This is a genomic window from Streptomyces sp. Root1304, from assembly GCF_001426405.1.
Taxonomy (GTDB): domain Bacteria; phylum Actinomycetota; class Actinomycetes; order Streptomycetales; family Streptomycetaceae; genus Streptomyces.
Genome location: NZ_LMEP01000001.1, coordinates 165,688 through 190,888 on the forward strand (window position 1 = coordinate 165,688; position 25,201 = coordinate 190,888).

The 25,201-nt window shown below is 71.6% G+C and carries 19 protein-coding genes; 10 read left to right on the top strand and 9 right to left on the bottom strand.

The genetic code is table 11. The annotated features are described in order from the left end of the window. Positions 1-63 precede the first annotated feature (63 nt). On the bottom strand, positions 64-1,593 hold the full coding sequence (locus ASD33_RS00705; protein ID WP_056551604.1) for a ricin-type beta-trefoil lectin domain protein: 1,530 nt from the start codon (positions 1,591-1,593) through the stop codon (positions 64-66). Positions 1,594-1,737: 144 nt separating this feature from the next. On the opposite strand from ASD33_RS00705, the gene ASD33_RS00710 reads away from it, so the two are divergent. The 4 genes from ASD33_RS00710 (at position 1,738) to ASD33_RS00725 (ending at position 7,911) form a co-directional block, all read left to right on the top strand. Beyond that, on the top strand, positions 1,738-3,138 hold the full coding sequence (locus ASD33_RS00710) for a class II fumarate hydratase (protein ID WP_056551606.1): 1,401 nt from the start codon (positions 1,738-1,740) through the stop codon (positions 3,136-3,138). Between the two features lie 234 nt (positions 3,139-3,372). After that, positions 3,373-4,038, top strand: a complete 666-nt coding sequence (locus ASD33_RS00715) for a DUF402 domain-containing protein (protein ID WP_056551607.1) — start codon at positions 3,373-3,375, stop codon at positions 4,036-4,038. Between the two features lie 311 nt (positions 4,039-4,349). Further along, positions 4,350-6,329, top strand: coding sequence for an ATP-binding SpoIIE family protein phosphatase (locus ASD33_RS00720; protein ID WP_056551609.1), 1,980 nt, complete (start codon positions 4,350-4,352; stop codon positions 6,327-6,329). Positions 6,330-6,471: 142 nt separating this feature from the next. Next, positions 6,472-7,911 carry a catalase gene (locus tag ASD33_RS00725; RefSeq protein ID WP_056551611.1) on the top strand — a complete coding sequence of 480 codons (1,440 nt, stop codon included), beginning with the start codon at positions 6,472-6,474 and terminating at the stop codon, positions 7,909-7,911. Positions 7,912-7,986: 75 nt separating this feature from the next. Here the strand turns inward: ASD33_RS00725 and ASD33_RS00730 are convergent, their stop codons facing one another. Then, a complete protein-coding gene (locus ASD33_RS00730) occupies positions 7,987-10,200 on the bottom strand; it encodes a transglycosylase domain-containing protein (protein ID WP_056551612.1) in 2,214 nt (737 codons plus the stop codon). Between the two features lie 270 nt (positions 10,201-10,470). On the opposite strand from ASD33_RS00730, the gene ASD33_RS00735 reads away from it, so the two are divergent. Genes ASD33_RS00735 through ASD33_RS00745 form a run of 3 tightly spaced genes read left to right on the top strand, consistent with a single transcriptional unit; the run spans position 10,471 to position 14,044 of the window. After that, the gene (locus tag ASD33_RS00735; protein ID WP_056551614.1) at positions 10,471-10,995 is read left to right on the top strand and encodes a PadR family transcriptional regulator; all 525 of its coding nucleotides are present in this window, start codon (positions 10,471-10,473) and stop codon (positions 10,993-10,995) included. Further along, positions 10,992-11,675, top strand: coding sequence for an ABC transporter ATP-binding protein (locus tag ASD33_RS00740; protein ID WP_056551616.1), 684 nt, complete (start codon positions 10,992-10,994; stop codon positions 11,673-11,675). Before ASD33_RS00735 ends, ASD33_RS00740 begins: the two co-directional genes overlap by 4 nt. Next, the gene (locus tag ASD33_RS00745; RefSeq protein WP_056551619.1) at positions 11,672-14,044 is read left to right on the top strand and encodes an FtsX-like permease family protein; all 2,373 of its coding nucleotides are present in this window, start codon (positions 11,672-11,674) and stop codon (positions 14,042-14,044) included. Before ASD33_RS00740 ends, ASD33_RS00745 begins: the two co-directional genes overlap by 4 nt. A gap of 55 nt (positions 14,045-14,099) precedes the next feature. Here ASD33_RS00745 and ASD33_RS00750 read toward each other — a convergent pair whose 3' ends face one another. Continuing rightward, entirely contained in the window at positions 14,100-15,074 is a 975-nt protein-coding gene (locus tag ASD33_RS00750) for a hydrogen peroxide-inducible genes activator (RefSeq protein WP_056551622.1), read from the bottom strand. A 132-nt stretch (positions 15,075-15,206) separates the two neighbouring features. Between ASD33_RS00750 and ASD33_RS00755 the strand changes: the two genes are divergently transcribed. Together ASD33_RS00755 and ASD33_RS00760 are read left to right on the top strand one after the other, a co-directional pair. Further along, complete coding sequence (locus ASD33_RS00755) at positions 15,207-15,761, top strand: peroxiredoxin (RefSeq protein ID WP_056551624.1); 555 nt, start codon at positions 15,207-15,209, stop codon at positions 15,759-15,761. Positions 15,762-15,767: 6 nt separating this feature from the next. Continuing rightward, positions 15,768-16,304: an alkyl hydroperoxide reductase gene (locus tag ASD33_RS00760; protein ID WP_056551626.1), complete on the top strand. Its 537-nt coding sequence runs from the start codon at positions 15,768-15,770 to the stop codon at positions 16,302-16,304. 51 nt (positions 16,305-16,355) lie between these two features. Here ASD33_RS00760 and ASD33_RS00765 read toward each other — a convergent pair whose 3' ends face one another. From ASD33_RS00765 to ASD33_RS00785, 5 genes are all read right to left on the bottom strand, one after another. Beyond that, on the bottom strand, positions 16,356-17,039 hold the full coding sequence (locus ASD33_RS00765) for a hypothetical protein (RefSeq protein ID WP_056551628.1): 684 nt from the start codon (positions 17,037-17,039) through the stop codon (positions 16,356-16,358). Beyond that, positions 17,036-18,523, bottom strand: a complete 1,488-nt coding sequence (locus ASD33_RS00770) for an AI-2E family transporter (RefSeq protein WP_056551631.1) — start codon at positions 18,521-18,523, stop codon at positions 17,036-17,038. Before ASD33_RS00770 ends, ASD33_RS00765 begins: the two co-directional genes overlap by 4 nt. A gap of 130 nt (positions 18,524-18,653) precedes the next feature. Continuing rightward, positions 18,654-19,373, bottom strand: coding sequence for a transglycosylase SLT domain-containing protein (locus ASD33_RS00775; RefSeq protein ID WP_079044474.1), 720 nt, complete (start codon positions 19,371-19,373; stop codon positions 18,654-18,656). Positions 19,374-19,732: 359 nt separating this feature from the next. Beyond that, a complete protein-coding gene (locus ASD33_RS00780; protein ID WP_056551635.1) occupies positions 19,733-21,058 on the bottom strand; it encodes a PhoH family protein in 1,326 nt (441 codons plus the stop codon). 315 nt (positions 21,059-21,373) lie between these two features. Beyond that, a complete protein-coding gene (locus ASD33_RS00785; protein ID WP_056551637.1) occupies positions 21,374-22,135 on the bottom strand; it encodes an isoprenyl transferase in 762 nt (253 codons plus the stop codon). 128 nt (positions 22,136-22,263) lie between these two features. Between ASD33_RS00785 and mgrA the strand changes: the two genes are divergently transcribed. Then, positions 22,264-23,301 (top strand): L-glyceraldehyde 3-phosphate reductase, encoded by a 1,038-nt coding sequence (gene mgrA / locus ASD33_RS00790; RefSeq protein WP_056551639.1) that lies wholly within the window; start codon positions 22,264-22,266, stop codon positions 23,299-23,301. Between the two features lie 392 nt (positions 23,302-23,693). On the opposite strand, the gene ASD33_RS00795 is transcribed toward mgrA, so the two are convergent. Next, positions 23,694-25,196: a DUF2079 domain-containing protein gene (locus tag ASD33_RS00795; protein WP_079044475.1), complete on the bottom strand. Its 1,503-nt coding sequence runs from the start codon at positions 25,194-25,196 to the stop codon at positions 23,694-23,696. Positions 25,197-25,201 lie beyond the last annotated feature (5 nt).

A 25,201-nucleotide genomic window follows, 5' to 3' on the forward strand; every position in this document is an offset into this window, starting at 1 on the left:
CACGGCCGTGGCCCCCGTCCTCTCGGGCGGGGGCCACGGCGTCGCTCGGTGCGCTCGCTGCGGTTACGCGAACTTCTGGTTCGCCGAGCCGTCGCAGTTCTGGAGTCTGACCGGCTGCCTCGTCCCGCTCTGGGCGAGGCAGAGGCCGGTCGCTTCGGCGGGGCGGATCGTGGCGCCGTCGCGGACGAACTTCTGGTTCGCGCCGCCGTGGCAGTTCCAGATGACGAGGGCCTTGCCCGCCGCGTAGCCGGAGGCGGGGACGTCCAGGCAGCGGTCCTGGGTCAGCTGGGTGTGGACGGTCCGGCGGGTGGAGTCGTACCACCAGCCCTGGTTGCGGCCGCCGTGGCAGTCCCAGCCGAGGACGGCGGTGTTGTTGGCCGAGGAGGCCGCGTTCACGTCCAGGCACTCGCCCGTCGCCTGGTTCTTCAGCGGCCGGTAGACGTCGTCCCAGGCGAGCGGGAAGAGGGTCGGCGTGCCCGAGGAGGCGACGTCGGCGCAGCTCGCCTCACGGGCGCCGGAGTTGTAGATCTGGGTCAGGCAGGACGCGAAGGCGGCGTGCCCGCGCGCGTTGGGGTGGAAGGACTGCCGCACCGAGTTCTCGTCCGGGGTGCCCGGCTTGCTGAGGTCGATGTACAGGCCGCGCGCCCAGGTGTCCTCCATGCAGACCTCGTGGCCGTGGAAGAGCCGCGAGTTGTCGAGGAAGACCGCTCCGGTGGAGGCGGCCGCCGCGCGCATCCCGCGTTCGAAGGCGGGGACGGCGGTGTTGCGGCCCCAGACGGTGTCGGAGTCGTAGCCGAGTCCGCCGCAGATCAGCTTGCCGGGGAAGTTCGGGTTGTCGTTGAAGTCGGGGCCGATGGGGCTGGGGTAGCCCATGACGACGAGCTTGTAGTCGCCGTCGGCGTAGCCGGCGTCGCGCATGACGGTCCTGAGGTCGCGCACGGTCTGCTCGACCTTGGGGACGAGTCCGTCGACGCGGGCCTGCCAGCCGGGGGCGTACTTGGGCTCGCAGGTGCCCTGGAGCAGCAGGTAGCGCTGGACGCAGTCGGTCATGACGGGGCCGAACTGCAGGTCGTCGTTGGCTCCGGCGACGAGCAGGACCATCTTGATGCGGGTGTTGCGCGCCTTGATCGCGAGGTTGTCGCTCTGGACCAGCTCGTCGGCGTACTGCTTGGAGCCGCCGATCCGGATGTTGCCGGTGTACGCGCCGGAGCAGGCCACGTTGAACGTGAGGTCCGCGGGGATTCCGGTGCGGTGGATGGCCGCGTCGGGCGAGCGGTGGCACCAGTTGGTGGGACCGTTGGTGGGGGACTCGTACGTACCGACGCCCTCACCGGAGATCTCGCTGTCGCCGAGCGAGATCAGGCCGGTCCTGCGCTGGGCGAGCGGCCGCTCCGCCGGGTCCCCGTAGATCTTGGTGGCCTCGGCGGCGCGGATCGCCTCGAGGTCGGGCGGGAGGGGTACGGAGGTGACGGCGGCCGCCGTACCGGTGTCGGCCGCTCCGGCGGGTGCGGCGGCGGTCATCGTGCCGAGTGCGGCGGCGGCCGCCGCGACGACGGCGATGGGCCAGCGGAGTCTGTACCTGGTGCGCCTCATTGCGCCTCCTGGAAGTGGGGTTACCCACGGTTTTTACTGGCCGGTACGCGTGTTGGGAATACATCGAACGAGACAAGTGCTCATCTTTTTTGGGGGATTGAGGGGCGACCCCCCTCGATGGGCACAGCCGGGAGGTTGGAGAACATGAACGACGCAGACGGCTACCGGACCGAGCACGACTCCATGGGCGAGGTGCGGGTCCCCGCGCACGCCAAGTGGCGGGCGCAGACCCAGCGGGCCGTGGAGAACTTCCCGGTCTCCGGACAGCGGCTCGAACGCGCCCACATCGAGGCCCTGGCCCGTATCAAGGCCGCCGCCGCCAAGGTCAACGCCGAACTCGGGGTGATCGAGCGGGACCGCGCGGAGGCGATCGTGTCGGCCGCGGAGGAGGTCGCCGAGGGCCGCTGGGACGAGCAGTTCCCCGTCGACGTCTTCCAGACCGGCTCGGGCACCTCGTCCAACATGAACACCAACGAGGTGCTCGCCACCCTCGCCACCGAGCGGCTCCCCGAGGGACGCGAGGTCCACCCCAACGACCACGTCAACGCCTCGCAGTCCTCCAACGACGTCTTCCCCTCCTCCATCCACATCGCGGCCACCGCCGCCGTCACCCGCGACCTGATCCCCGCCCTCGACCATCTGGCCGCCGCCCTGGAGCGAAAATCGGCCGAATTCGAGACGGTCGTGAAGTCCGGCCGCACGCATCTCATGGACGCCACCCCGGTCACCCTCGGCCAGGAGTTCGGCGGCTACGCGGCACAGGTCCGGTACGGCGTCGAGCGGCTGCGCTCCGCACTCCCCCGGCTGGCCGAACTGCCCCTCGGCGGTACGGCGGTGGGCACCGGCATCAACACCCCGGCGGGCTTCTCGCCGGCCGTCATCGCGGAGGTCGCCCGCGCGACCGGGCTGCCGCTGACCGAGGCCCGTGACCACTTCGAGGCACAGGGCGCGCGCGACGCCCTGGTGGAGACCTCCGGGCAGCTCCGTACGATCGCGGTCTCGCTCACCAAGATCTCCAACGACCTGCGCTGGATGGCCAGCGGGCCCCGCACCGGCCTCGCCGAGATCAACCTGCCCGACCTCCAGCCCGGCTCCTCGATCATGCCGGGCAAGGTGAACCCGGTGATCCCCGAGGCGGTCCTGATGGTCGCCGCGCAGGTGACCGGAAACGACACCGCGGTGGCGGTGGCGGGCGCGGCCGGGAACTTCGAGCTCAACGTGATGCTGCCGGTGATGGCGAAGAACCTCCTGGAGTCCGTACGGCTGCTCGCCAACGCCTCCCGGCTGCTCGCCGACCGCACGGTGGACGGGGTCACCGCGAACGTCGAGCGGGCCCGCGAGTACGCCGAGTCCTCGCCGTCCGTGGTCACCCCGCTGAACAAGTACATCGGGTACGAGGAGGCCGCGAAGGTCGCCAAGCGGTCCCTGGCCGAGCGGCGGACCATCCGCGAGGTGGTGCTCGACTCCGGCTATGTCGAGCGCGGCGACCTGACCGTCGAGCAGCTGGACGAGGCACTGGACGTGCTGCGCATGACGCGACCGTGACGGGGACGGCGTGCGAGGGGCGCGCGGAACCCGGACCCGGACCCCGCCCCTCGACGCCCAACGACGCCACCGACGCCGACCGACCCCGCCCGCGACGCCGTCCGGCCGACCCCGCGTTCGACGGACGTACGGACCACCACCCGCATGTGACCCGCCGGTAGCGACCGGCCGGTAGCCGACTCCCCCGTGATCTGTACCGCAGCGGTCGTGGGAGCGCGCCCCTAAGATCTGCGCATGACAGGATCGGGCGGCTCCCAGCACTGGGCGCCTGGGGATCACATCCTCTGGCGCTACCGCGGCAACGGCACCGGAGCGGTGCACATCTGCCGGCCGGTGACGGTCGTGCGGGACACGCCGGAGCTGCTCGCGGTCTGGATGGCGCCCGGCACCGAGTGCGTCCGCCCGGTGCTCGCCGACGGCACGTCCGTCCACGACGAACCGCTCGCCACCCGCTACACCGCCGCCCGCACCACGGAACGCGCGCGCTGGGCCGGCAGCGGGGTGCTGAAGCTCGCCCGGCCCGGCGAGCCGTGGTCGGTGTGGCTGTTCTGGGAGCGCGGCTGGCGCTTCCGCAGCTGGTACGTGAACCTGGAGGAGCCGCGGGCCCGGTGGGCCGGCGGCGTCGACTCCGAGGACCACTTCCTCGACATCTCCGTCTACCCCGACCGCAGCTGGCTGTGGCGGGACGAGGACGAGTTCGCGCAGGCCCAGCGGTCCGGCCTGATGGGGCCGGAGCAGGCCGAGCGGGTGCGTACGGCCGGGCGGCGGGCGGTGGACCGCATCCAGGCGTGGGGGGCGCCGTTCGGGGAGGGCTGGGAGGACTGGCGGCCCGATCCGCGGTGGCGGGTCCCCGAGCTGCCGGCCGACTGGGACCGCACTCCGGCGCACACGGCACCGTGAGACCCTTGATGCGCCCCCGGGGTGCAAACGTAGGATCGTCCTCCGCACGGCAGAGGCGGACCGGACGGCCCGTCGGAGCGACCCGACAGCACGTCAAAGACCGAGCACAGCACAGGACCTGACCAGAAGTCACCCACGAGGGGGAGAGCAGTGCCGGACGTCTGCCCGGGTGTGCCGCCCCCCGCCGTCGCCGCGGTTCGCGGAGCCTCCACATCCGCCGTACACAAGGGGTTTATCCCTGCCGAAGGCGCGGCATCGGCGAGAAGAGCGAGTGCATCGCACCACCGGCCCGGACGGACGGAATCCCACGCGTGACGGAGCATCCCACCTCCCACGAAGGCCGGCAGCCCCTGGCTGCCCGGCCGCAGGAACGTGCGCGCCCCCGCCAGGAGGCGCCGGCCGGCCTGCCCTCCGAGGTACCCGCCCAGCCGGGCGGTCCGTCGGGTGCGGCGAGTCCGGCGGTCCCACCGGCCCCCGGCGCGGACACAGCCGCGCCGCCACCAGCCGTCCCCGGTGCGCCCGGTGGCCCCCACGGCGCGGTCGCCGTCGCCGTGTCCCCGCAGCTGCCCGGCGGCCCCAGGGGCGGGGACGGCGCCACCCGGCGCGAGGGCGAGCGGCTGCGGTTCGTCGGTGCGGCCACCCGCCGCATCGCGCGCGGCATCGACCTGGACGAGATCGTGCTCGGTCTGTGCCGGGCGAGCGTGCCGACCTTCTCCGACGAGATCCTGGTCTATCTCCGCGACCCGCTGCCGGTGGGCGACGAGCGCCCGGTGGCGCCGTTCGTGCTGCGGCTGCGCCGCACCGACCGGCTGCGGTTAAGCGATCTGGAGGGAGAGGAACTCGTCCTCGTACCCGATCCCGATCCGACCCCCGCGGCCGAACTCTGCGAGGTACGGAACGGCGGGGCGCTGGCCGAGGTGCTGCGCGGGGTGCGGCCGGTCTTCGGCGACTCCGCCGCGGCCAAGGCCGCGCTGACCGAGCTGCTCGGGCCCGAGCACCCGCTGCCCGGCGGGCTGCGGGCGGTCCTCGCGCCGCTGCGCGGCCGGCGCCGGGTGATCGGCGCCGCCGTGTTCCTGCGGCGTCCCGAGCGGGCCGGTTTCGAGCCGAACGACCTGCTGGTCGCGGCGCAGCTGGCCACGCACACCGCGCTCGGCATCGACAAGGCCGTGCTCTACGGCCGTGAGGCGTACATCGCGGACGAGCTCCAGCGGACGATGCTGCCGGACTCGCTGCCGCAGCCGACCGGCGTCAAGCTCGCCTCGCGCTACCTCCCGGCGGCCGAGACGGCCCGGGTCGGCGGCGACTGGTACGACGCGATCCCGCTGCCCGGCAGCCGGGTCGCACTGGTCGTCGGCGACGTCATGGGACACTCGATGACCTCGGCGGCGATCATGGGCCAGCTGCGCACCACCGCGCAGACCCTGGCCGGGCTCGACCTGCCGCCGCAGGAGGTGCTGCACCATCTCGACGAGCAGGCGCAGCGGCTCGGCCAGGACCGGATGGCGACCTGCATGTACGCGGTGTACGACCCGGTCTCGCACCGGATCACCGTCGCCAACGCGGGTCATCCGCCGCCGATACTGCTCCATCTGGGTGGCCGTGCCGAGGTGCTGCGGGTGCCGCCCGGCGCGCCGATCGGCGTGGGCGGGGTGGACTTCGAGGCGGTCGAGCTGGACGCCCCGGCCGGTGCCACGCTGCTGCTGTACACGGACGGTCTGGTCGAGTCCCGGCTGCGGGACGTGTGGACGGGCATCGAGCAGCTGCGGGAGCGCCTGGCGGCGACCGCGCAGCTGACGGGTCCGGACCACTCGCCGCCGCTGGAGGCGCTCTGCGACGACGTCCTGGACATGCTGGGTCCGGGTGACCGGGACGACGACATCGCGCTGCTCGCGGCCCGGTTCGACGGGATCGCGCCGAGCGACGTGGCGTACTGGTTCCTGGAACCGGAGGACGCGGCTCCGGGGCGGGCCCGGCGGCTCGCCCGGCGGGCGCTCGCCCGCTGGGACCTGGAGGAGCTGACCGACTCGGTCGAGCTGCTGATCAGCGAGGTCGTGACGAACGCCGTGCGCTACGCGGAGCGGCCGGTGACCCTGCGGCTGCTGCGCACGGACGTGCTGCGCTGCGAGGTCGGCGACGATTCGCCGCAGCTGCCCCGGCAGCGGCGGGCGCGGGACACCGACGAGGGCGGGCGCGGCCTGTTCCTGGTGAACCGGCTGGCCCGGCGGTGGGGGGCGACGCGGCTCTCGGGCGGCAAGGTCGTCTGGTTCGAGCTGGCCACGAACCGTAGCTGAGGGCCGTATCCGGCATGTGTGCCCGACCCGCTGCCTCGTACGGTCGTACGAGGCAGCGGTTGCCGACCTCCCGTCGGCGGAGTTGACTTCTGTGGTGGACGCAGCGACCTGACCCTGTTCCCCCACCGACGGGAAGACGCTCGTGACCTACACGACGAACAACGCCGGGAATCCGATCGAGAGCGACGAGCACTCGCTCACCGTCGGCCCCGACGGCCCCATCCTGCTCCAGGACCACTACCTCATCGAGAAGATGGCACAGTTCAACCGCGAACGGGTGCCCGAGCGCGTGGTGCACGCCAAGGGCTCCGGCGCGTACGGCTTCTTCGAGGTCACGAACGACGTCAGCGAGTTCACCCGGGCGGGGCTCTTCCAGCCGGGTGCGCGGACGGAGATGCTGGCCCGTTTCTCGACGGTGGCCGGTGAGCAGGGCTCCCCCGACACCTGGCGGGACCCCCGCGGTTTCGCCCTGAAGTTCTACACCGACCAGGGCAACTACGACCTGGTCGGCAACAACACCCCGGTCTTCTTCGTCCGGGACACCATCAAGTTCCAGGACTTCATCCGTTCGCAGAAGCGCCATCCCGTGACGGGTCTGCGCGACCACGACATGCAGTGGGACTTCTGGACGCTGTCCCCGGAGTCGGCGCACCAGGTGACCTGGCTGATGGGCGACCGGGGCGTCCCGAAGACGTACCGGCACATGAACGGCTACGGCTCCCACACCTATATGTGGATCAACGGCGCCGGTGAGCGCTTCTGGGTGAAGTACCACTTCACGACCGACCAGGGCATCGAGTTCCTCACCCAGGCGGAGGCCGACGAGCTGGCCGGGTCGGACGGCGACGTGCACCGCCGTGACCTGCACGAGTCGATCGAGTCGGGCGACGCGCCCTCCTGGACGCTCAAGGTGCAGGTCATGCCGTTCGAGGCGGCGGCGGACTACCGCTTCAACCCCTTCGACCTGACCAAGGTGTGGCCGCACGGCGACCACCCCCTGATCGAGGTCGGGCGGATGACGCTGAACAGGAACCCCGAGGACTTCTTCGTCCACATCGAGCAGGCCGCCTTCGAGCCCTCGAACATGGTGCCGGGCATCGGCCCGTCGCCGGACAAGATGCTGCTCGGCCGGCTGTTCTCGTACCCGGACACCCACCGGTACCGGATCGGTCCGAACTACGCGCAGCTGCCGCCGAACCGGCCGCGCTCGCCGGTCCACTCGTACGCGAAGGACGGGGCGATGCGGTACGAGGCCTCGACGGCGGCCCGGCCGTACGCGCCGAACTCGTACGGCGGTCCGGCGGCCGACTACGGGCGCTTCGGCGAGCCGGCGAGCTGGGCGGCGGCGGGCGAGCTGGTCCGCGAGGCGTACGCGCTCCACGCGGAGGACGACGACTGGGGGCAGCCGGGCACCCTGGTCCGTGAGGTCCTCGACGACGCGGCCCGCGACCGGCTGGTGTCGAACATCGCCGGGCATCTGAAGGACGGGGTGAGCGCCCCGGTCCTGGAACGCGCGGTGCAGTACTGGCGGAACGTGGACGGGGACCTCGGCGACCGCGTGGCCAAGGCGGTCGACGGCTGAGGCGACGCCCCCGTACGCGGAAGGCCGGGCCCCCTCCGAAGGGGCCCGGCCTTCCGTCGTCCCACCCGTGCGGCGCTACTGCCTCGGGCGTGTGGTGCTGCCGGTGTCGGCGCCGCCGACGTCCGGCGGTTCGATCGACGGCGGCGACGAGGTCGGCTCGTCGGTCACCGGGGGCTCTTCGGTGGGCGTCGGCGGGGTGGTGACCGGGTCCCGCGTGGGCGTGGGCGGGGTGGTGACCGGCGGGGTGGTCGGCGCGTGCGTCGGGTCCGGGGACTCGGTGGTCGGCTCCTCGGTGGGCTCCTCGGACGCCTCGGTGGTCTCCGTGGGGTCCGGGTCCGGCTCGATCGGGGTCGAGGTGTCGGTGTCCAGGTCGAAGGAGGCGTCGGAGCCGCCGTTCAGCGCGCTGGTGGTGTAGGCGCCCCAGATCTCGGCGGGTGTCCGGCCACCGTTGGCGCGGCCCCGGTTGATGGTGTCGGTGAGGGTGACCTGGTTGCCCTTGGCGTCCTCGCCGAAGAGGCCGACGGCGGTGACGAGTTCGGGGGTGTAGCCCACGAACCAGGCGGAACGGTTGTTCTCGGAGGTGCCGGTCTTGCCGGCGGCCTCGTAGTCGCCCGCGGCGCGGAAGCCGGATCCGCTCTGCACGACGCCCGTCATGGCCCTGGTGACGGTGTCGGCGGCCTTGCGGCTGATGACCTGCTCGCCGGTCGCCTTGGGCGGGGTGATCGTGCGGTCCTTGTGCGCGGCGGCCTTGACCAGGGTCGGGGTGACGCGGACGCCGTGGTTGTCGAGCGTGGCGTAGGCGCCGGCCATGTCCATGGTGGAGGCGCCCATGGTGCCGAGGGAGATGGCCGGGGTCTCGGGGAAGTCCGGGCCGTCCTTCATGCCGAGGTCCAGGGCGGTCTTCTTGGCCTTGCCCGGGGTGACGTCGACGATCATCTGGGCGAAGACCGAGTTGATCGAGCTGTTGGTGGCCTTCTGCACGGTGACGGGGCCGTAGCTCCGGTTGTCCTCGTTCTCCGGCGCGAACGCGATGGGGCTGCCGACGACCGGCCGCTTGCTGGTGCCGTCGTAGACGGTGCCCAGCTCGACCTGACGGCCGTCCTGGGTGACCGCGTGGTTGTCGACGGCGGAGGCGAGGACGATCGGCTTGAAGGTGGAGGCGGGCTGGTAGTCGCGGCGGGTCGCGTTCGACATCCAGTGCTCGGTGGCGCCGACACCGCCGTACATCGCGACGACCGCACCTGTCTTCGGGTCTACGGAGGTGGCGCCGGCCTGGACGGTGGCCTGCTTCTTGTCGCCCTTGCGGTCGAGCTTGGCCTCCAGCTCCTTGTCGACCGCCTTGACGAGGTCCTTCTGCTTCTTCTCGTCGATGTTGAGGGTGATCGTCCAGCCGCCGGCCTTGATGTCCTCCTCGCTGACGCCCTGGCGCATCAGCTCCTGGTTGGCGGCCTCGACGATGTATCCCGTCTGGCCCTCCATGCCGGGGGCGGGCCTGGGCTTCTGCGGGACGGGGAACTTCAGGCCGGCCCGCTCGGAGGCGCCGAGCCAGCCCTCGCCGACCATGTTGTCGAGGACGTAGTTCCAGCGCTGCTCCACGAGCTTGCGGCCGGTGGGGCTCGCGGAGGTCCAGTCGTACTGGTTGGGCGCCTGGAGCAGCGAGGCGAGGTAGGCGCCCTGGGCGGTGGTGAGCTCGGTGGCGTCGACGCCGTAGTACGCGCGGGCGGCGGCCTGGATGCCGTAGGCGCTGCGGCCGTAGTAGCTGGTGTTCATGTACCCGGCGAGGATCTCGCTCTTGGACGACTGCCGGTCGACCTTGATGGCGATGACCATTTCCTTGAGCTTGCGGGTCGCCGTCTGGTCCTGGCTCAGGTAGTAGTTCTTGACGTACTGCTGGGTGATGGTCGAGCCACCCTGCTTGCCCTTGCCGGTGACGGTGGACCAGGCGGCGCGGGTGGTGCCCTTGATGTCGACGCCGTTGTCCTTGTAGAAGGTCTTGTTCTCGGCGGCGACGAACGCCTTCTGGACCTTCTCGGGGATCTTCTCCAGGCCGACGATCTCGCGGTTGATCTTGCCGGTGCGGGCGAGGATCTTGCCGTTGGCGTACTTGTAGATGTTGCTCTGCATGGTCGCCTCGGCGTTGGCCGTGGGCACGGGGACCATGAGGTAGACGACGTACAGGGCGCCCATGGCGAGCAGGCAGCACACGAAGAAGGTGCCCAGGAGCTTCTTCCAGGAGAAGAAGCGGCGCAGACCGCGCTTCTTCGCCTTGCTCTTGTCCGGTCGGCCCATGTGTCCCGTCGCTCCGCTCGTCGTGTGTCCCGGCGCCGCGGTTCCCGTGTCCCGTCCGCGCCAGGCCGGCTGGCTAGCCAGCTAACACCGACGATGCAGACAAAGGACAACCGATCACGCCTTTTCCGGACGTGAGAATCAGCACCCATGCCCAGAGGAACCGACGCCCGAGATGACCCGATGGTTGCGTGAAGGACCGATTCCGCTTGGCGGCCGCCCCCTCGATCCGGCTATACATCGTGCGTATACACACCATGTACAGTGACGCGCATGTCCATCGGTCACACCCTGCTCGGACTCCTGGAGTCCGGCCCGCGCCACGGCTACGACCTCAAGCGCGCCTTCGACGAGAAGTTCGGCCACGACCGGCCGCTGCACTACGGCCAGGTCTACTCGACCATGTCCCGGCTCCTGAAGAACGGCCTCGTCGTCGTCGACGGCATCGAGGCGGGCGGCGGCCCGGAGCGGAAGCGGTACGCCATCACCGACGCCGGCGTCACCGACGTCGCCCAGTGGCTCGCCACCCCGGAGAAGCCGGAGCCGTACCTCCACTCCACGCTCTACACGAAGGTCGTCCTGGCCCTGCTCACCGGCCGCGGCGCCGCCGAGCTCCTGGACACCCAGCGCACCGAGCACCTGCGGCTGATGCGCGAACTCACCCGGCGCAAGAAGGACGGCGACCTCGCCGACCAGCTCATCTGCGACCACGCCCTCTTTCATCTGGAAGCGGATCTGCGCTGGCTGGAACTGACCGCCGCCCGTCTCGACCGGCTCGCCGAGGAGGTCCTCCGATGACGAGCACCCCGCTCCTCCGGGCCACCGGCCTCGACAAGGCCTACGGCCCCACCCCGGCGCTCGCGGGCGCCTCCTTCGCCCTCCGGGCCGGCGAGGTCGTCGCCGTCATGGGCCCCTCCGGCTCCGGCAAGTCGACCCTGCTGCACTGCCTGGCCGGAATCGTGCGCCCCGACGCGGGCACCATCACCTACGACGGCCGCGAGCTCACCGCGCTCTCCGACAGCGCCCTCAGCTCGCTGCGCCGCACCGACTTCGGCTTCGTCTTCCAGTTCGGCCAGCTCGTCCCCGAGCTGACCTGCGTCGAGAACGTCGCCCTGCCGCTCCGCCTCAACGGCGAGAAGCGGAAGGCCGCCGAGGCCAGGGCCGTCGAGTGGCTCGCCCGTCTGGAGGTCGACGACACCGCGGCCAAGCGGCCCGGCGAGATATCCGGCGGCCAGGGCCAGCGCGTCGCCGTCGCCCGCGCGCTCGTCACCGCCCCGCGGGTGATCTTCGCCGACGAACCGACCGGCGCCCTCGACTCCCTGAACGGCGAGCGGGTCATGCGGCTCCTCACCGACGCCTCCCGGGACACCGGCGCCGCCGTCGTCCTCGTCACCCACGAGGCCCGGGTCGCCGCCTACTCCGACCGCGAGATCGTCGTACGGGACGGGTCCGTCCGGGACGCGGAGTGGGCGGTATGACGCTCCGCTCCTGGGCCCGCGACCTGGCGCTCGGCGCCCGGTTCGCGGTCACCGGCGGCCGCCCCGGCCTGCTCCGCACCCTGCTCACCGCGACCGGCGTCGGCTTCGGCGTGGCCCTGCTGCTGCTCGCCGCCTCCTTCCCGAACATGCTCTTCCAGCGGGAGGTGCGCGAGTCGGTCCGCTCCGTCGACGGCAGCGCACAGGTCGACTCCCCCCGGCCCGACTCCTTTCTCCACCTCTCCCGGAACACGGTCTACCGCGACGACCTCGTCTCCGGGCTGCTGCTGCGCCCCGAGGGCGACGCGCCCGCGGTCCCGCCGGGCGCGACCGCGTTCCCCGGGCTCGGCGAGATGCTGGTCTCCCCGGCCCTGCGCGACCTGCTCGACTCCCCCGAGGGCGCCCTCCTCAAGGAGCGGCTCCCCTACAAGGTGACCGGGACGATCGGGCAGGAAGGGCTCATCGGCCCGGCCGAACTCCGGTACGTCGCCCACGTCGGCTTCCTCAACGAGGAGAACCTCGACGGGCGCGGCGTCCGCTACGGCTGGTCGGTGCCCGAGGAACCGATGAACGCCTTCCTCATCCTGCTCGTCGTCGTCGCCTGCGTCGTCCTGCTCCTCCCCGTGCTCGTCTTCATCGCGACCGCCGTCCGCTTCGGCGGCGAGCAGCGCGACCGGCGGCTCGCCGCGCTCCGGCTGGTCGGCGCCGACACCGCGATGACCCGGCGGATCGCGGCCGGCGAATCGCTGGCGGGCGCGCTGCTCGGCCTCCTCGTGGGCCTCGGGCTCTTCGCGGTGGCCCGGCAGTTCGCCGGGGTCTTCACGATCTGGGACGTCAACGCCTTCCCCTCCGACGTCGTGCCGATGGCGGCGCTCGCCGCGCTCGCCCTCGCCTCCGTGCCGGTCGCCTCCGTCGTGGTCACCCTCTTCGCGCTGCGCGGGGTGGCGGTCGAGCCGCTCGGAGTCGTCCGGACCTCGCTGCCGCGCCGCCGCCGGCTGTGGTGGCGGCTGCTGCTCCTCGCGGGCGGCCTCGCCCTGCTCCTCCCGCTCATCGGCGACATCCACGTGGCCGACACCGGCATCGACACCGTGACCGTCGCGACCGGTACGACCCTCTCCCTGATCGGCCTCACCACCCTCCTGCCGTGGCTCGTCGAAGCCGGGGTGAAGCGGCTGCACGCCGGTCCCGTGGCCTGGCAGCTCGCCGTCCGCAGACTCCAGCTGAGCAGCGGCACGGCGGCCCGCGCCGTCAGCGGCATCGTCGTCGCGGCGACCGGCGCCATCGCGCTCCAGATGCTCTTCCAGGCGATGGAGAACGACTTCACGAGTGCCACCGGCGAGGACTCCACCCGCGCCCACATCATGTTCGGCGCCGACGCGGACTCCGCGGCCGATGCCCGCGGGATGCTCGACCGCTTCGTGCGGACCGAGGGCGTCGCCGGCGCGGTCGGCGTCATCGAGTCACGGGTGTACCGGCCCGGCCCGCTGAAGAACGGCGAGGACTTCGCCCCCGCGGTCTCGCTCAGGGTCGGTGACTGCGCCTCCCTCAGGGAGTTCGCCACGCTGCCCTCCTGCACGGACGGCGATGCCTTCGTCCTCCTCTCGCACGGCAAGCAGGGCAACCCGGACGACTCCTTCGTCACCAGGACCGCGCGGCCCGGCGTCACGGTCGCCCTCCGCGACCCGCATCCGCACCCGGACGCCCCGAAGCGCCCGGAGGGCGGTCCGCTGCCGAAGTGGCGGGTCCCCGCCGACGCCAAGGTCGTGGACTCCCGCCCGGACCCGACCGGCATGTACCAGTACGGCGTCCTCGCCACCCCGAAGGCGATCGACGCGGCCCGGCTCGACGAGCCCGACGCGCACATCATGATCCGGCTCGACCCGGCGGTGCCGTACGCCTCCGACCACGTCTGGAACACGGCGGCGGCCATCGACCCGACGGCCTGGGTGCGCCCCGTGAAGGACACCGAGCGCGACGCGGCGTTCTCCAGCGTCCGCACCGGCATCCTGGTCGGCTCCACCCTGACGATGCTGCTCGTGGCGGCCTCGCTCCTGGTCACGACCCTGGAGCAGCTCAGGGACCGCAAGCGGCTGCTCTCCTCGCTGATCGCCTTCGGTACCCGGCGCTCCACCCTGAGCTGGTCGGTGCTGTGGCAGACGGCGGTGCCGATCGTCGTCGGTCTCGTCCTCGCGGTGGCGGGCGGCCTCGGCCTCGGAGTGGTCCTGCTGAAGACGGGCGGTCAGCAGGTCCAGGACTGGTGGGTGTTCCTGCCCGTCGTCGGGATCGGCCTCGGGCTCATCGCGACGGTGACGCTGCTGAGCATGCCGGTCCTGTGGCGCCTGATGCGCGCGGACGGGCTGCGCACGGAGTAACCCTCCGGGCGGATGTACGAGACGGGGGGGCGGCGGTTCCTGACACCGGGGGGTTTCAGGAACCGCCGCCCACCACGCGTACCGGCAGACCGCTCATCGCGCCCCGCAGCTCCTCCGCCAGCTCCTCGAACTCGGCGTGCCGGGCGGCGCCCGTCCGCATCGCGAGGGCGATCCGGCGCGAGGGCGCCGGATCGGCGAAGAGCCCCGTCCACAGGGCGTGGTTGCGGGCCGTCTCGACCGTCACGGCGGTGCGCGGCAGCAAGGTCACCCCGAGCCCGCCGGCCACCAGCTGGACCAGGGTGGCGAGCCCGGCGGCGGTGGTGGTGACCTCGGCGCCCTCGCCGCGCCCCGCCTCCCGGCAGATGTCGAGTGCCTGGTCGCGCAGGCAGTGCCCCTCGTCGAGGAGGAGCAGCCGCAGCTCCCTGAGGGCCTCGCGGGGGATGTCCTCCCGGCCCGCGAGCGGATGCCCCTGCGGGGCTACCAGGACGAAGTCCTCGTCGAAGAGCGGGAGTTCGGTGACACCGGGCATGCCCAGCGGTACGGCGAGCAGCAGCAGGTCGAGCCGTCCGGCGCCGAGGCCCTCCAGGAGCGAGGAGGTCTGTTCCTCGTGGACCTGGAGGTCGAGGTCCGGGTAGCGCCGGTGGACCAGGCGCAGGACGGTCGGCAGCAGATAGGGCGCGACGGTGGGGATCACCCCGAGCCGCAGCACCCCGGTGAAGGGCGCCTGGGCCGCCTCCGCCTCCTCCATCAGCTCCGCGACGGCGTCGAGGACCGTGCGCGTGCGGACCGCGAGCCGCTCCCCCGCGGGCGAGAGCAGTACCTTCCGGGTCGTACGCTCGAGGAGCTGGACACCGAGTGCCTCTTCGAGTGCCGAAACCGCGCCCGAGAGCGCGGGCTGGCTCATGCCGATGGCCGCCGCCGCGTCGCGGAAGTGCAGATGCTCGGCGACCGCGGCAAAGGCCCTGAGCTGCGAGAGGCTCGGCTGTTTGCCTCGGTACGGGCTGTGCGGGGGACTGTACGGGGATGCCACTGATAACCACCTTCGATCAACACGAACCACTCTAGCTATTTCACTGATCAATGCACTCCGTGCCATGCTGTGAGCCGTCCAACCCTCACGGAAGACCCCAAAAGGGACCCTTCCTGCCTGCAAGGAGAGCGCGTGCTCACTGTCGGTGACAAGTTCCCCACCTACGACCTGACCGCCTGCGTGTCGCTGGAGAGCGGCAAGGAGTTCGCGCAGATCGACCACAAGGCCTACGAGGGCAAGTGGCGCGTGGTGTTCTTCTGGCCGAAGGACTTCACCTTCGTCTGCCCCACCGAGATCGCCGCGTTCGGCAAGCTGAACGACGAGTTCGCGGACCGCGACGCCCAGATCCTCGGCGTCTCCGGCGACTCCGAGTTCGTGCACCACGCCTGGCGCAAGGACCACGCCGACCTGCGTGACCTGCCCTTCCCGATGCTCGCCGACTCGAAGCACGAGCTCATGCGCGACTGCGGCGTCGAGGGCGAGGACGGCTTCGCCCAGCGCGCCGTCTTCATCGTGGACCCGAACAACGAGATCCAGTTCACCATGGTGACCGCCGGCTCCGTCGGCCGTAACCCCAAGGAGGTCCTGCGGGTCCTCGACGCCCTGCAGACCGACGAGCTGTGCCCGTGCAACTGGAACAAGGGCGAGGGCACCCTCGACGCCGCCGCCCTCCTGTCGGGCGAGTGATCTGACATGGCTCTCGACGAACTCAAGTCCGCCATACCGGACTTCGCCAAGGACCTGAAGCTGAACCTCGGTTCGGTCATCGGCAACAGCGAGCTGCCGCAGCAGCAGCTCTGGGGCACCGTCCTGGCCTGCGCGATCGCCTCGCGCTCGCCGAAGGTGCTCCGGGAGCTGGAGCCCGAGGCCCAGGCGAACCTGAAGCCCGAGGCGTACCAGGCGGCCAAGTCCGCCGCCGCGATCATGGCGATGAACAACGTCTTCTACCGGACCCGGCACCTGCTGTCGGACCCCGAGTACGGGACGCTGCGCGCCGGTCTGCGGATGAACGTCATCGGCAACCCGGGCGTCGAGAAGGTCGACTTCGAGCTGTGGTCGCTGGCCGTCTCCGCGATCAACGGCTGCGGCCAGTGCCTGGACTCGCACGAGCAGGTCCTGCGCCAGGCCGGTGTCGACCGTGCCACGATCCAGGAGGCCGTGAAGATCGCCGCGGTGATCCAGGCGGTCGGCGTCACGCTCGACGCGGAAGCGGTGCTCGCCGCCGAGTAGGCGGAGCCGTACGAGATGGGCCCCGGGGCTGTGCGCCCCGGGGCCCTTCCGTCATTTCCTGAGCGCTTCCATCAGGCTCAGCACGTCCTGGGACATGGGGACCTCGATCCCGGAGAGGTCGACCGGCGCCTTGGGCTCGACCATGGTCCCGTCCGGGCCGCTGTTGTACTGCCGGTACAGGGACAGCCCTATCTCGATCTGGCCGTCGAGGACGCTGAGCTCCCCGCCCTCTCCCGAACGGTCGTCGAAGAAGGCCTGCTCCCCGATCCCGTCGATCGGCTTGTTGAGGGAGGCGTACTTGGCCTTCGCCGCGAACTCCGGGCCGGGGTCGACCTCCTTGTGGATCGCGTACGTGAGGGTGAGGCTGTACCCGTTCTCCGGGGACCCGAAGGTCATCGAGCAGAACGACTGGTGCAGGGCCGGGTCGTCCATCTCGGGCCCGACGCCGTCCTCGCTCCGCTCGCCCAGGATGCCGGTGAGCGCCTTCAGCTTCGCCGTACCGCAGAGGTTCTCCACCTGCCGGTAGCCGCGCATGTCCGGCCCCGGCTCCGCCCGCTGCCCGTACGCGTAGAGCCCGCCGCCCCAGACCGCCGAGGCCAGCACCGCTCCGCCGAGCGCCCACAGCCAGGGGCGGCGGGTGCCGGGCGGCCGGGGCGGGCGGGGTGCCCGCTCCTCCGTCAGCACCTCGGCGGCGTCGAAGCCGGTCCCTCCGTCGAGCTCCGGCTCCGATATCACTTGCTCTCCGCCTTCGCCGCGAGGGTGCCGGGCGCCGGGGTCGGCGCCACCTCGAACGCGGTCGCCCCGCGCGGCTCCGGCGTGCTGCGCAGCGCCTGTTCCGTGCTGTACGCCCGCAGATAACCGACCACCGTGTTGGCGACGGCGACCAGCGGGACCGCGACCACGGCGCCCCCGATGCCGGCGGTCAGACCGCCGGCCGCGACCGCGAGGACGACGGCCAGCGGGTGGACCCGTACCGCCCGGCCGAGGATGAACGGCTGGAGCACATGGCCCTCGATCTGCTGGACCGCGAGGACGACGACGATCACCATCAGGGCCGTGAACGGCCCGTTGGTGACCAGGGCGACGACGACCGCGAGGGCGCCGGAGACGACGGCGCCGACCAGCGGGATGAAGGCGAAGAGGAAGATGAAGACGGCGAGCGGCACGGCCATCGGCACGTCGAGGAACCAGAGTCCGAGACCGATGAACACCGCGTCGATGAGGGCGACGAGCACCGTGCCGCGCACATAGGCGGTGAGGGTGCGCCAGGCGCGCGGTCCCGCTCCGGCCACCCCGGGCCGGGCCTGGGCGGGCACCAGCTTGAGCGTCCACTCCCAGACCTTCTTCCCGTCGTACAGCAGGAAGAGGGTCGAGAACATGGCGAGCAGCATGCCGGTCATCGCCTCGACGATCACGGTCACGCCCTGGAGTCCGGCGGAGGTGATCTGCTCGGCGTTGGAGCCGATCGTGTCGCTGAGGTTCTTGGCGATGTCGTTGATCTGGCGCTCGGTCACGTGGAACGGGCTGTCCAGGAGCCAGCGCTTGAGCTCCTCGATGCCGTCCCTGACCCGGTCGGTCAGGTTGTCGATGTTGTCCATCACCTGCCAGACCACGAACCAGCCGACCAGTCCCATCACCACGAAGCCGGAGACGGCGGTGATGGCGGTGGCGAGCCCGCGCGGCAGGCCCTTTCTGCGCAGCATGGCGACGGTGGGCTGGAGCAGGGCGGTGACGAGGAGGGCGGCGACGAAGGCGAGCACGACCAGCTGGACGGAGCTGATCACCTTCATCAGCACCCAGACCGTGCCGGCGAAGACGAGGAGGCGCCAGCTCGCCTCCGCGGCGACCCGCATGCCCCAGGGGATCGCGGCGACGGGGTCGGGCCGGGCGGCGACCGCCGGGGCGTACGAGGGGGGCGCGGGCACGGAGCGGCCCGACTCGGCGGTCGCGACGGCCGTCGCCCCGGGGAGGGGGGCGGCGGTGTCCAAGTCCGTGCCGGGACCGGCGGCCGCCGTGCTCCGGTCGGTTCCGTCGACGGACGCCGTACGGGTCTCCCCGGGGCGGGCGGCCCCGGGCGACGGGGTGTCGTGCGGCAGCGCCGGGTACGGCGGGCCGAGCGGGTCTTCCCGTTCCGCCTCGGCCCGGCGCTCGTCGAGCCGTTCGCCCATGCGGCTCAGGCTCTCGCCCAGCCGTCCCAGCCACCCTGGCACTCTCGACATCTCTTTCCTCATCCCCCCGCCGACTCCGTTCCGCCGGCTCCCCCGGAGGCCGTGGACCTCCGAAAATACACGCAAGAAGCCCCTCACCGTAGGACGGCGAGGGGCTTCCGAAGGTTGAGCGCGGCCGGTACTAGTACCAGCGGTTGGCCTGCCAGAACGTCCAGGCGCCACAGGGGCTCCCGTACCTGGAATCCATGTAGTTGAGGCCCCACTTGATCTGGGTGGCCGGGTTGGTCTGCCAGTCGGCGCCCGCCGACGACATCTTGCTGCCCGGCAGGGCCTGCACGAGTCCGTAGGCGCCCGAGCCCTGGTTGACCGCGAGGTAGTTCCAGGTCGACTCGTGGTTCACGATGTTGCTGAAGCACTGGAACTGCGAGGCCGGGACCATCTGGCGGGCGATCGCCTTGACCTCGGCGACCGTGTAGGAGCCCTGCGCGGAGAAGGACGACGCGTCGCGGACCGAGTCGCGGCTCGCGCGCTCCTCGGCCTCCTTGCGCTCCTTCTCGGCCTTGGCCGCCTTGTCGGCCGCCTCCTTCTTGGCCTCGGCGTCCTTCGCCGCGCGAAGACGTGCCGATTCCTCGGCGGACTTCTTGGCGGCGGAGTCCGCGGCGGCGGCCTGGACATCGGCCTGTTCCGCGAGGGACGAGACCTGTACCTGGGCCTGCTCGCCCGCGGGAATGTCCGCGAGCAGCGTGGTGTCGGCCGCGGTGGCCTCGAAGTTGTCGTCCGAGGGCTGAGCGGCGTTACCCGACGCAACGCCCACGACGGCGCCGACGGTGGTGACCGCAGTGGCCGAAGCCACCGCGAATCCCCGGACCGAGATCCGGCTCACACGGTTTCCTTCCAGCATCGCTCGCACAGGTGACCACGCGGGCGAAATCGTGCCCCTGGCACTGGTCTCCGACATACGGGGTCACAGGAGACACGGGCCCGTGGTGCTGTGGGCGGCATACGGCGGACGGTTGTTGAGTTGTGTGGTGCTGGTGCGCCCAGAAGGTGCACGGGTGCCGTATGCGGGGCCTGACGGAAGCAAGACTTTGCCGGACCGCCACGCCGCAAGGCAATTCCATCCTGCGTGTGAAAGCTCACACCCCGGCAGGGGCAGGTGTTTTGGAAGATACGGCGGACAGCGCGGCGCCGCCCGGCTAGGCTCGTCGGCTTTGCCGGGCGGCGCCAACTTCCGTACGCGCACAGAAGGGTACGAAAGGGTCAGATCTGACCGTCCTCCAGCATCTCCGTCACGAGCGCGGCGATCTGCGAGCGCTCGGAACGGGTGAGCGTGACGTGCGCGAAGAGCGGATGCCCCTTCAGCTTCTCGACCACGGCGACGACTCCGTCGTACCGGCCGACCCTGAGGTTGTCCCGCTGGGCGACGTCATGGGTCAGCACGACCCGCGAATTCGCCCCGATACGGGACAGAACGGTCAACAGGACGTTCCGCTCCAGGGACTGGGCCTCGTCCACGATGACGAACGCGTCGTGCAGCGAACGCCCGCGGATGTGGGTGAGCGGCAGGACCTCCAGCATCCCGCGGCCGAGCACCTCCTCGATCACCTCACGGCTGGCCACCGAGGACAGCGTGTCGAAGACCGCCTGCGCCCACGGGCTCATCTTCTCGGACTCGCTGCCCGGCAGGTACCCGAGCTCCTGGCCGCCGACCGCGTACAGCGGACGGAAGACCATCACCTTCTGGTGCTGACGGCGCTCCAGGACCGCCTCCAGGCCCGCGCAGAGGGCCAGCGCGGACTTGCCGGTGCCGGCCCGGCCGCCCATCGAGATGATGCCGACCTCCGGGTCGAGGAGCAGATCGAGCGCGATCCGCTGCTCGGCGCTGCGGCCGCGGAGCCCGAAGGCCTCCCGGTCACCGCGGACCAGTCGTACGTTCCCGTCGGCGGTGACCCGGCCGAGCGCCTTGCCGCGCTCGGACTGGAGCACCAGTCCGGTGTGGACCGGGAGCTCGGCGGCCTCCGGCACGTACACCGACTCCTGGTCGAAGAGCAGGTCCACCTGCTCGCCGGAGAGCGCCAGATCGGTCATCCCGGTCCAGCCGTTGGCGTCCGTGATGGCCAGCTCGGCCCGGTACTCCTCGGCGAGGAGACCGACCGAGGAGGCCTTGATGCGCAGCGGCAGGTCCTTGGAGACGACGGTGACGTCGTACCCCTCGGCCTGGAGGTTCCGCGCGACGGCGAGGATCCGTGAGTCGTTGTCCCCCAACCTGTAGCCGGCGGGCAGGACGCCGGGGTCGGAATGGTTGAGTTCGACACGCAGGGTGCCGCCCAGGTCCCCGATGGGGAGCGGGGCGTCCAGGCGCCCGTACCGGACCCGGAAGTCGTCCAGGAGGCGCAGGGCCTGCCGGGCGAAGTAACCGAGCTCCGGATGGTGCCGCTTGGCCTCCAGTTCCGTCACGACCACGATCGGGAGCACGACCTCGTGCTCCTCGAACCGTGACATGGCGTTGGGGTCGGCCAGCAGGACGCTGGTGTCGAGAACATAGGTGCGCCGGTCGGAAAGGCGGCGCTTCGTGCTTGTCACCACGGAAGGACAGACCCCCTCGGAAGACCCCTGTGAGGTCGGGGTGCGACGGAACCGGTGTCGCTGCGGAATGGGACCGGGTGCGGGCCGCCGTGCGCGGGCCGAACCACGGCCCTCCGCTTCTCCCGTACGTGTCCCGCACGGTCGTCCTGGTGCAAGGGGCCTCCCGGGTGGCGGTCTCCGTGCCGCTCACTTCACCAGGGATATGCCCTCGAACGGGGTCGGCCATGCCAGGGCGGATGACGACGTGTTCGTGAACACGAGGTGATCGGTTCCGACCGGATTCCGGGAGGGTCCGTCAGGGGTGCCGCGCCGGGCTCAGCTTCCGTAGCGCCGGTGCCGGGCGGCGTAGTCGCGCAGCGCCCGCAGGAAGTCGACCTTGCGGAAGGCCGGCCAGTGCACTTCGCAGAAGTAGTACTCGGAATGGGCGCTCTGCCACAGCATGAATCCGGACAGCCGCTGCTCGCCGCTGGTGCGGATCACCAGGTCCGGGTCGGGCTGGCCGCGCGTGTACAGGTGCTCCGAGATGTGCTCGACGTCGACGATCTCCGCGAGCTCCTCGAAGCTCGTCCCGCGGTCCGCGTGCTCCAGGAGCAGCGAGCGGACCGCGTCCGCGATCTCCTGCCGGCCGCCGTACCCCACCGCCACGTTCACGAGTATCCCCGTGTTGGCGTGGGTGGCCTGCTCGGCCTCCTTCAGGACGGACTGGGTCCGCGCGGGCAGCAGGTCCATCGTGCCGACGTGGTTCACCCGCCAGCGGCCGTCGGCGGCGAGCGAGCGGACGGCGTTCTCGATGATGCCGAGCAGCGGGACGAGCTGCTCCTCGGGCCGGTTCAGGTTGTCGGTGGAGAGCATCCAGAGCGTGACGACCTCGACGTCGGTCTCGGCGCACCAGCCGAGCAGCTCCTGGATCTTGTCCGCGCCGGCCTTGTGTCCCTGCTCGGGGGTCCCGCCGGACGCCTTGGCCCAGCGGCGGTTCCCGTCGAGGATGACCCCGATGTGCTTGGGCACCTGGGCATGGTCGAGGCGGCCTTCCACCCGGCGTGCGTAGAGCCCGTACACCAGGTCGCGCAGGTTCACCGTTCTTTACCCCTCCGTGCAGCGGCGGGTCCGCCAGGCATCGGCGGTCCGCAGGCCGCCACACTACTGCGCACGGGCGACAGGCTCCCAGCCCGGGACTGTCACAAGTCCGTGATAAGCAGAGATACGTGACTGATTCCCCCCTGTACCGCGCCGCCGCGGACCGCTACGACGCCATGGAGTACCGCCGCTCGGGCCGCAGCGGCCTCAAGCTTCCCGCGATCTCCCTCGGCCTCTGGCACAACTTCGGCGACGACCGCGCGCTCGACACCCAGCGCGCGATCCTCCGCCGCGCCTTCGACCTCGGCGTCACCCACTTCGACCTGGCGAACAACTACGGGCCGCCGCCCGGCTCCGCCGAGCTGAACTTCGGCAAGCTCTTCGCCCAGGACTTCGCGCCCTACCGCGACGAGCTGATCATCTCCACCAAGGCCGGCTACGAGATGCACCCCGGCCCGTACGGCGAGTGGGGCTCCCGCAAGTACCTGCTGTCCTCGCTCGACGCCTCCCTGAAGCGGATGGGCCTCGACCACGTCGACATCTTCTACTCGCACCGCTTCGACCCGGAGACCCCGCTGGAGGAGACGATGGGGGCCCTGGCCTCCGCCGTCCAGCAGGGCAAGGCGCTCTACGTCGGCGTCTCCTCGTACACCAGCGAGCAGACCGCCGAGGCCGCCCGCCTCCTCCGCGAGATGGGCGTCCCCGCCCTGATCCACCAGCCCTCGTACTCCATGATCAACCGGTGGACCGAGGAGGACGGCCTCCTCGACACCCTGGAGGCGGCCGGCATGGGCTGCATCTCCTTCGTGCCGCTGGCGCAGGGGCTGCTCACCAACAAGTACCTGAAGGGCATCCCGGAGGGTTCGCGGGCCACCCAGGGCAAGTCCCTGGACCCGAACCTGCTCTCCGACGAGGTGCTGCGGCGCCTGCGCGGCCTCGCGGACATCGCGGAGCGGCGCGGGCAGTCCCTCGCCCAGCTGGCGCTCTCGTGGGTGCTGCGCGACGCGCGGATGACCTCGGCGCTGATCGGCGCGTCCAGCGTCGCGCAGCTGGAGGAGAACGTGGCCGCGCTGGCGGGTGCGCCGCTGACCGACGACGAGCTGGTGGAGATCGACTCGTTCGCGGTGGACACCCGGGGCGCGAACATCTGGGCGGGCCGGGGCTGAGGCCTCTCCGGGGCCCTGGCCGACCCGTTCGGAGTCGGCGGGGCGGCTCCCCCGAGTGGCCGGGGGACGGCTCCCCCGAGCGGCCGGGGACGCTGCCCTGAGTGGCCGGAGGTGACTCCCCGGAGTCGCCGGGGAAGGAAAAACGGGCCGGTCCGTGGGGGGGGATACGGACCGGCCCGAGGGGGGGTTTCCACCATAACCCTTCGATAGTCGTGTTGCGCGCCACGTACGCCGAACGATGCCCGTGGAATGCGCCGGATCCCGGGCGGGACAAGGGCTGTCGGCCCTCGTGGCGGGTTTGCGCCCCGGCGTGGCGGCGGAGTTCCGTCCCTCCCACGAGGGACCGGAGGGGCGGGGCGCCCCGTTGACGGGCGGGAGCGGCGGGTACGGCGTCAGGGGCGGGCCGTACGCCGGAGCAGGGTGACGCCGTCACGCCGGGCGACGACCTCGTAGCCGTACGTCCGCTCGGCCTCGGCGAGCTCGGCCTCCTGCCGGGCGAGCGGGTAGGGCCAGTGCCCCGAGGGGTACGGCCACGCCTCGGGCGCCCGTGTGTCGTGGACGATCCACTCGGCCGTCGGGGCCGGGATGCGCGCCGGGCTGTACCCGTACAGATCGCCGCCGACCGGGAAGGTCGGGAAGAGGACGACCGTGCAGCGGGCGGTGAGCTGCGGGGCGAGCCGGTTGGAGGCGGCGACGGTGGCGCCGTCGGGGATGCGGGCGAGCAGCGCGCGGGCCGCCTCGACGTGCGGGGTGGTGCGCCAGGTCGCCCGCTGCACGATCTGGGCCAGCGGGAACGACGGGATCAGGACCACGGTCACGGCGAGGACGGTGGCGAGCACGCCCCGCAGCTCCCGCCGGTCGGGGGCCCGGCGGCCGAGGACATCGACGAGGCCGGCGAAGACCACCGGCATGAGGATCGCGCTGTAGTGGAAGGACGTGCCCCAGTGGAAGCCGTTCTCGGAGAGCAGTCGCCAGCCCAGGGTGGGGACGGCGAGCAGCGCGAGCGGTGAGCGGAGCGCGAGCAGGGCCGAGGGGGCGAAGACCAGGATCAGGGTGACCGCCTTGGCCTCGGGGCGGAGCACGTCGAGCGGGGTGTGGGCGAGGGTGGCGAGCAGCGAGCCGTGGACGTCCGCGAGGTTCCCGCCGTGGGCGTAGCCGCCACCCGGGTTGGCGGCGGGCAGCAGGACCTTGATCTCCAGGAGCGAGCCGAGGACTCCGGCGGCGGCGGTGGCGAGACCGAGTTTCCGGGGCCCCTTGAGGGCGGTGTACACGCCGACGGCGGCGAGGGTGAAGCCCAGGTCCTCCTTGACGAGCAGCAGCGGCGCGGCCCGGGCGACGGCCTGCCGCCAGCGCTGCCGGGCGAGCGCCTCCAGGGAGAAGGAGAGCAGCGGGACGGCGAGCGCCACCTCGTGGAAGTCGAAGGCGGCGGCGGAGGCGATGCCCCAGCTCAGTCCGTATCCGGCGGCGACGGTGTGGGCGGCGGCCGGGCCGAGGACCTGGCCCGCCCGGCGGGCGAGCGGGACGACGGAGAGCGCGAGCAGCGCGGACTGGGCGAGCAGCAGGCAGAGCGGGGAGGGCCAGAGCCGGTAGAAGGGGGCGAGGAGGGCGAGGAGGGGGTGGAAGTGGTCGCCGAGCAGGTTGAAGCCCTCGCCGCGCAGGGGGACCACGGGGGCGCGGAGTTCGGCGTAGGCGCGGACGGCCTGCTCGAAGATGCCGAGGTCGTAGCCGGTGGTGCGCAGGAGTTGGTGGCGGCGTACGGCGACGGTCGCGTAGAGGACGCAGAGGGCGGCGGCCCAGGCCCAGGGAACGAGGGCGGGGCGGCGGTACCAGGGGGCGGGCGGCGCGGGCGTGGGGGCCGGTGCCGCCACGGGCAGTTCGGTATCAATTGTCCGCATGTGGG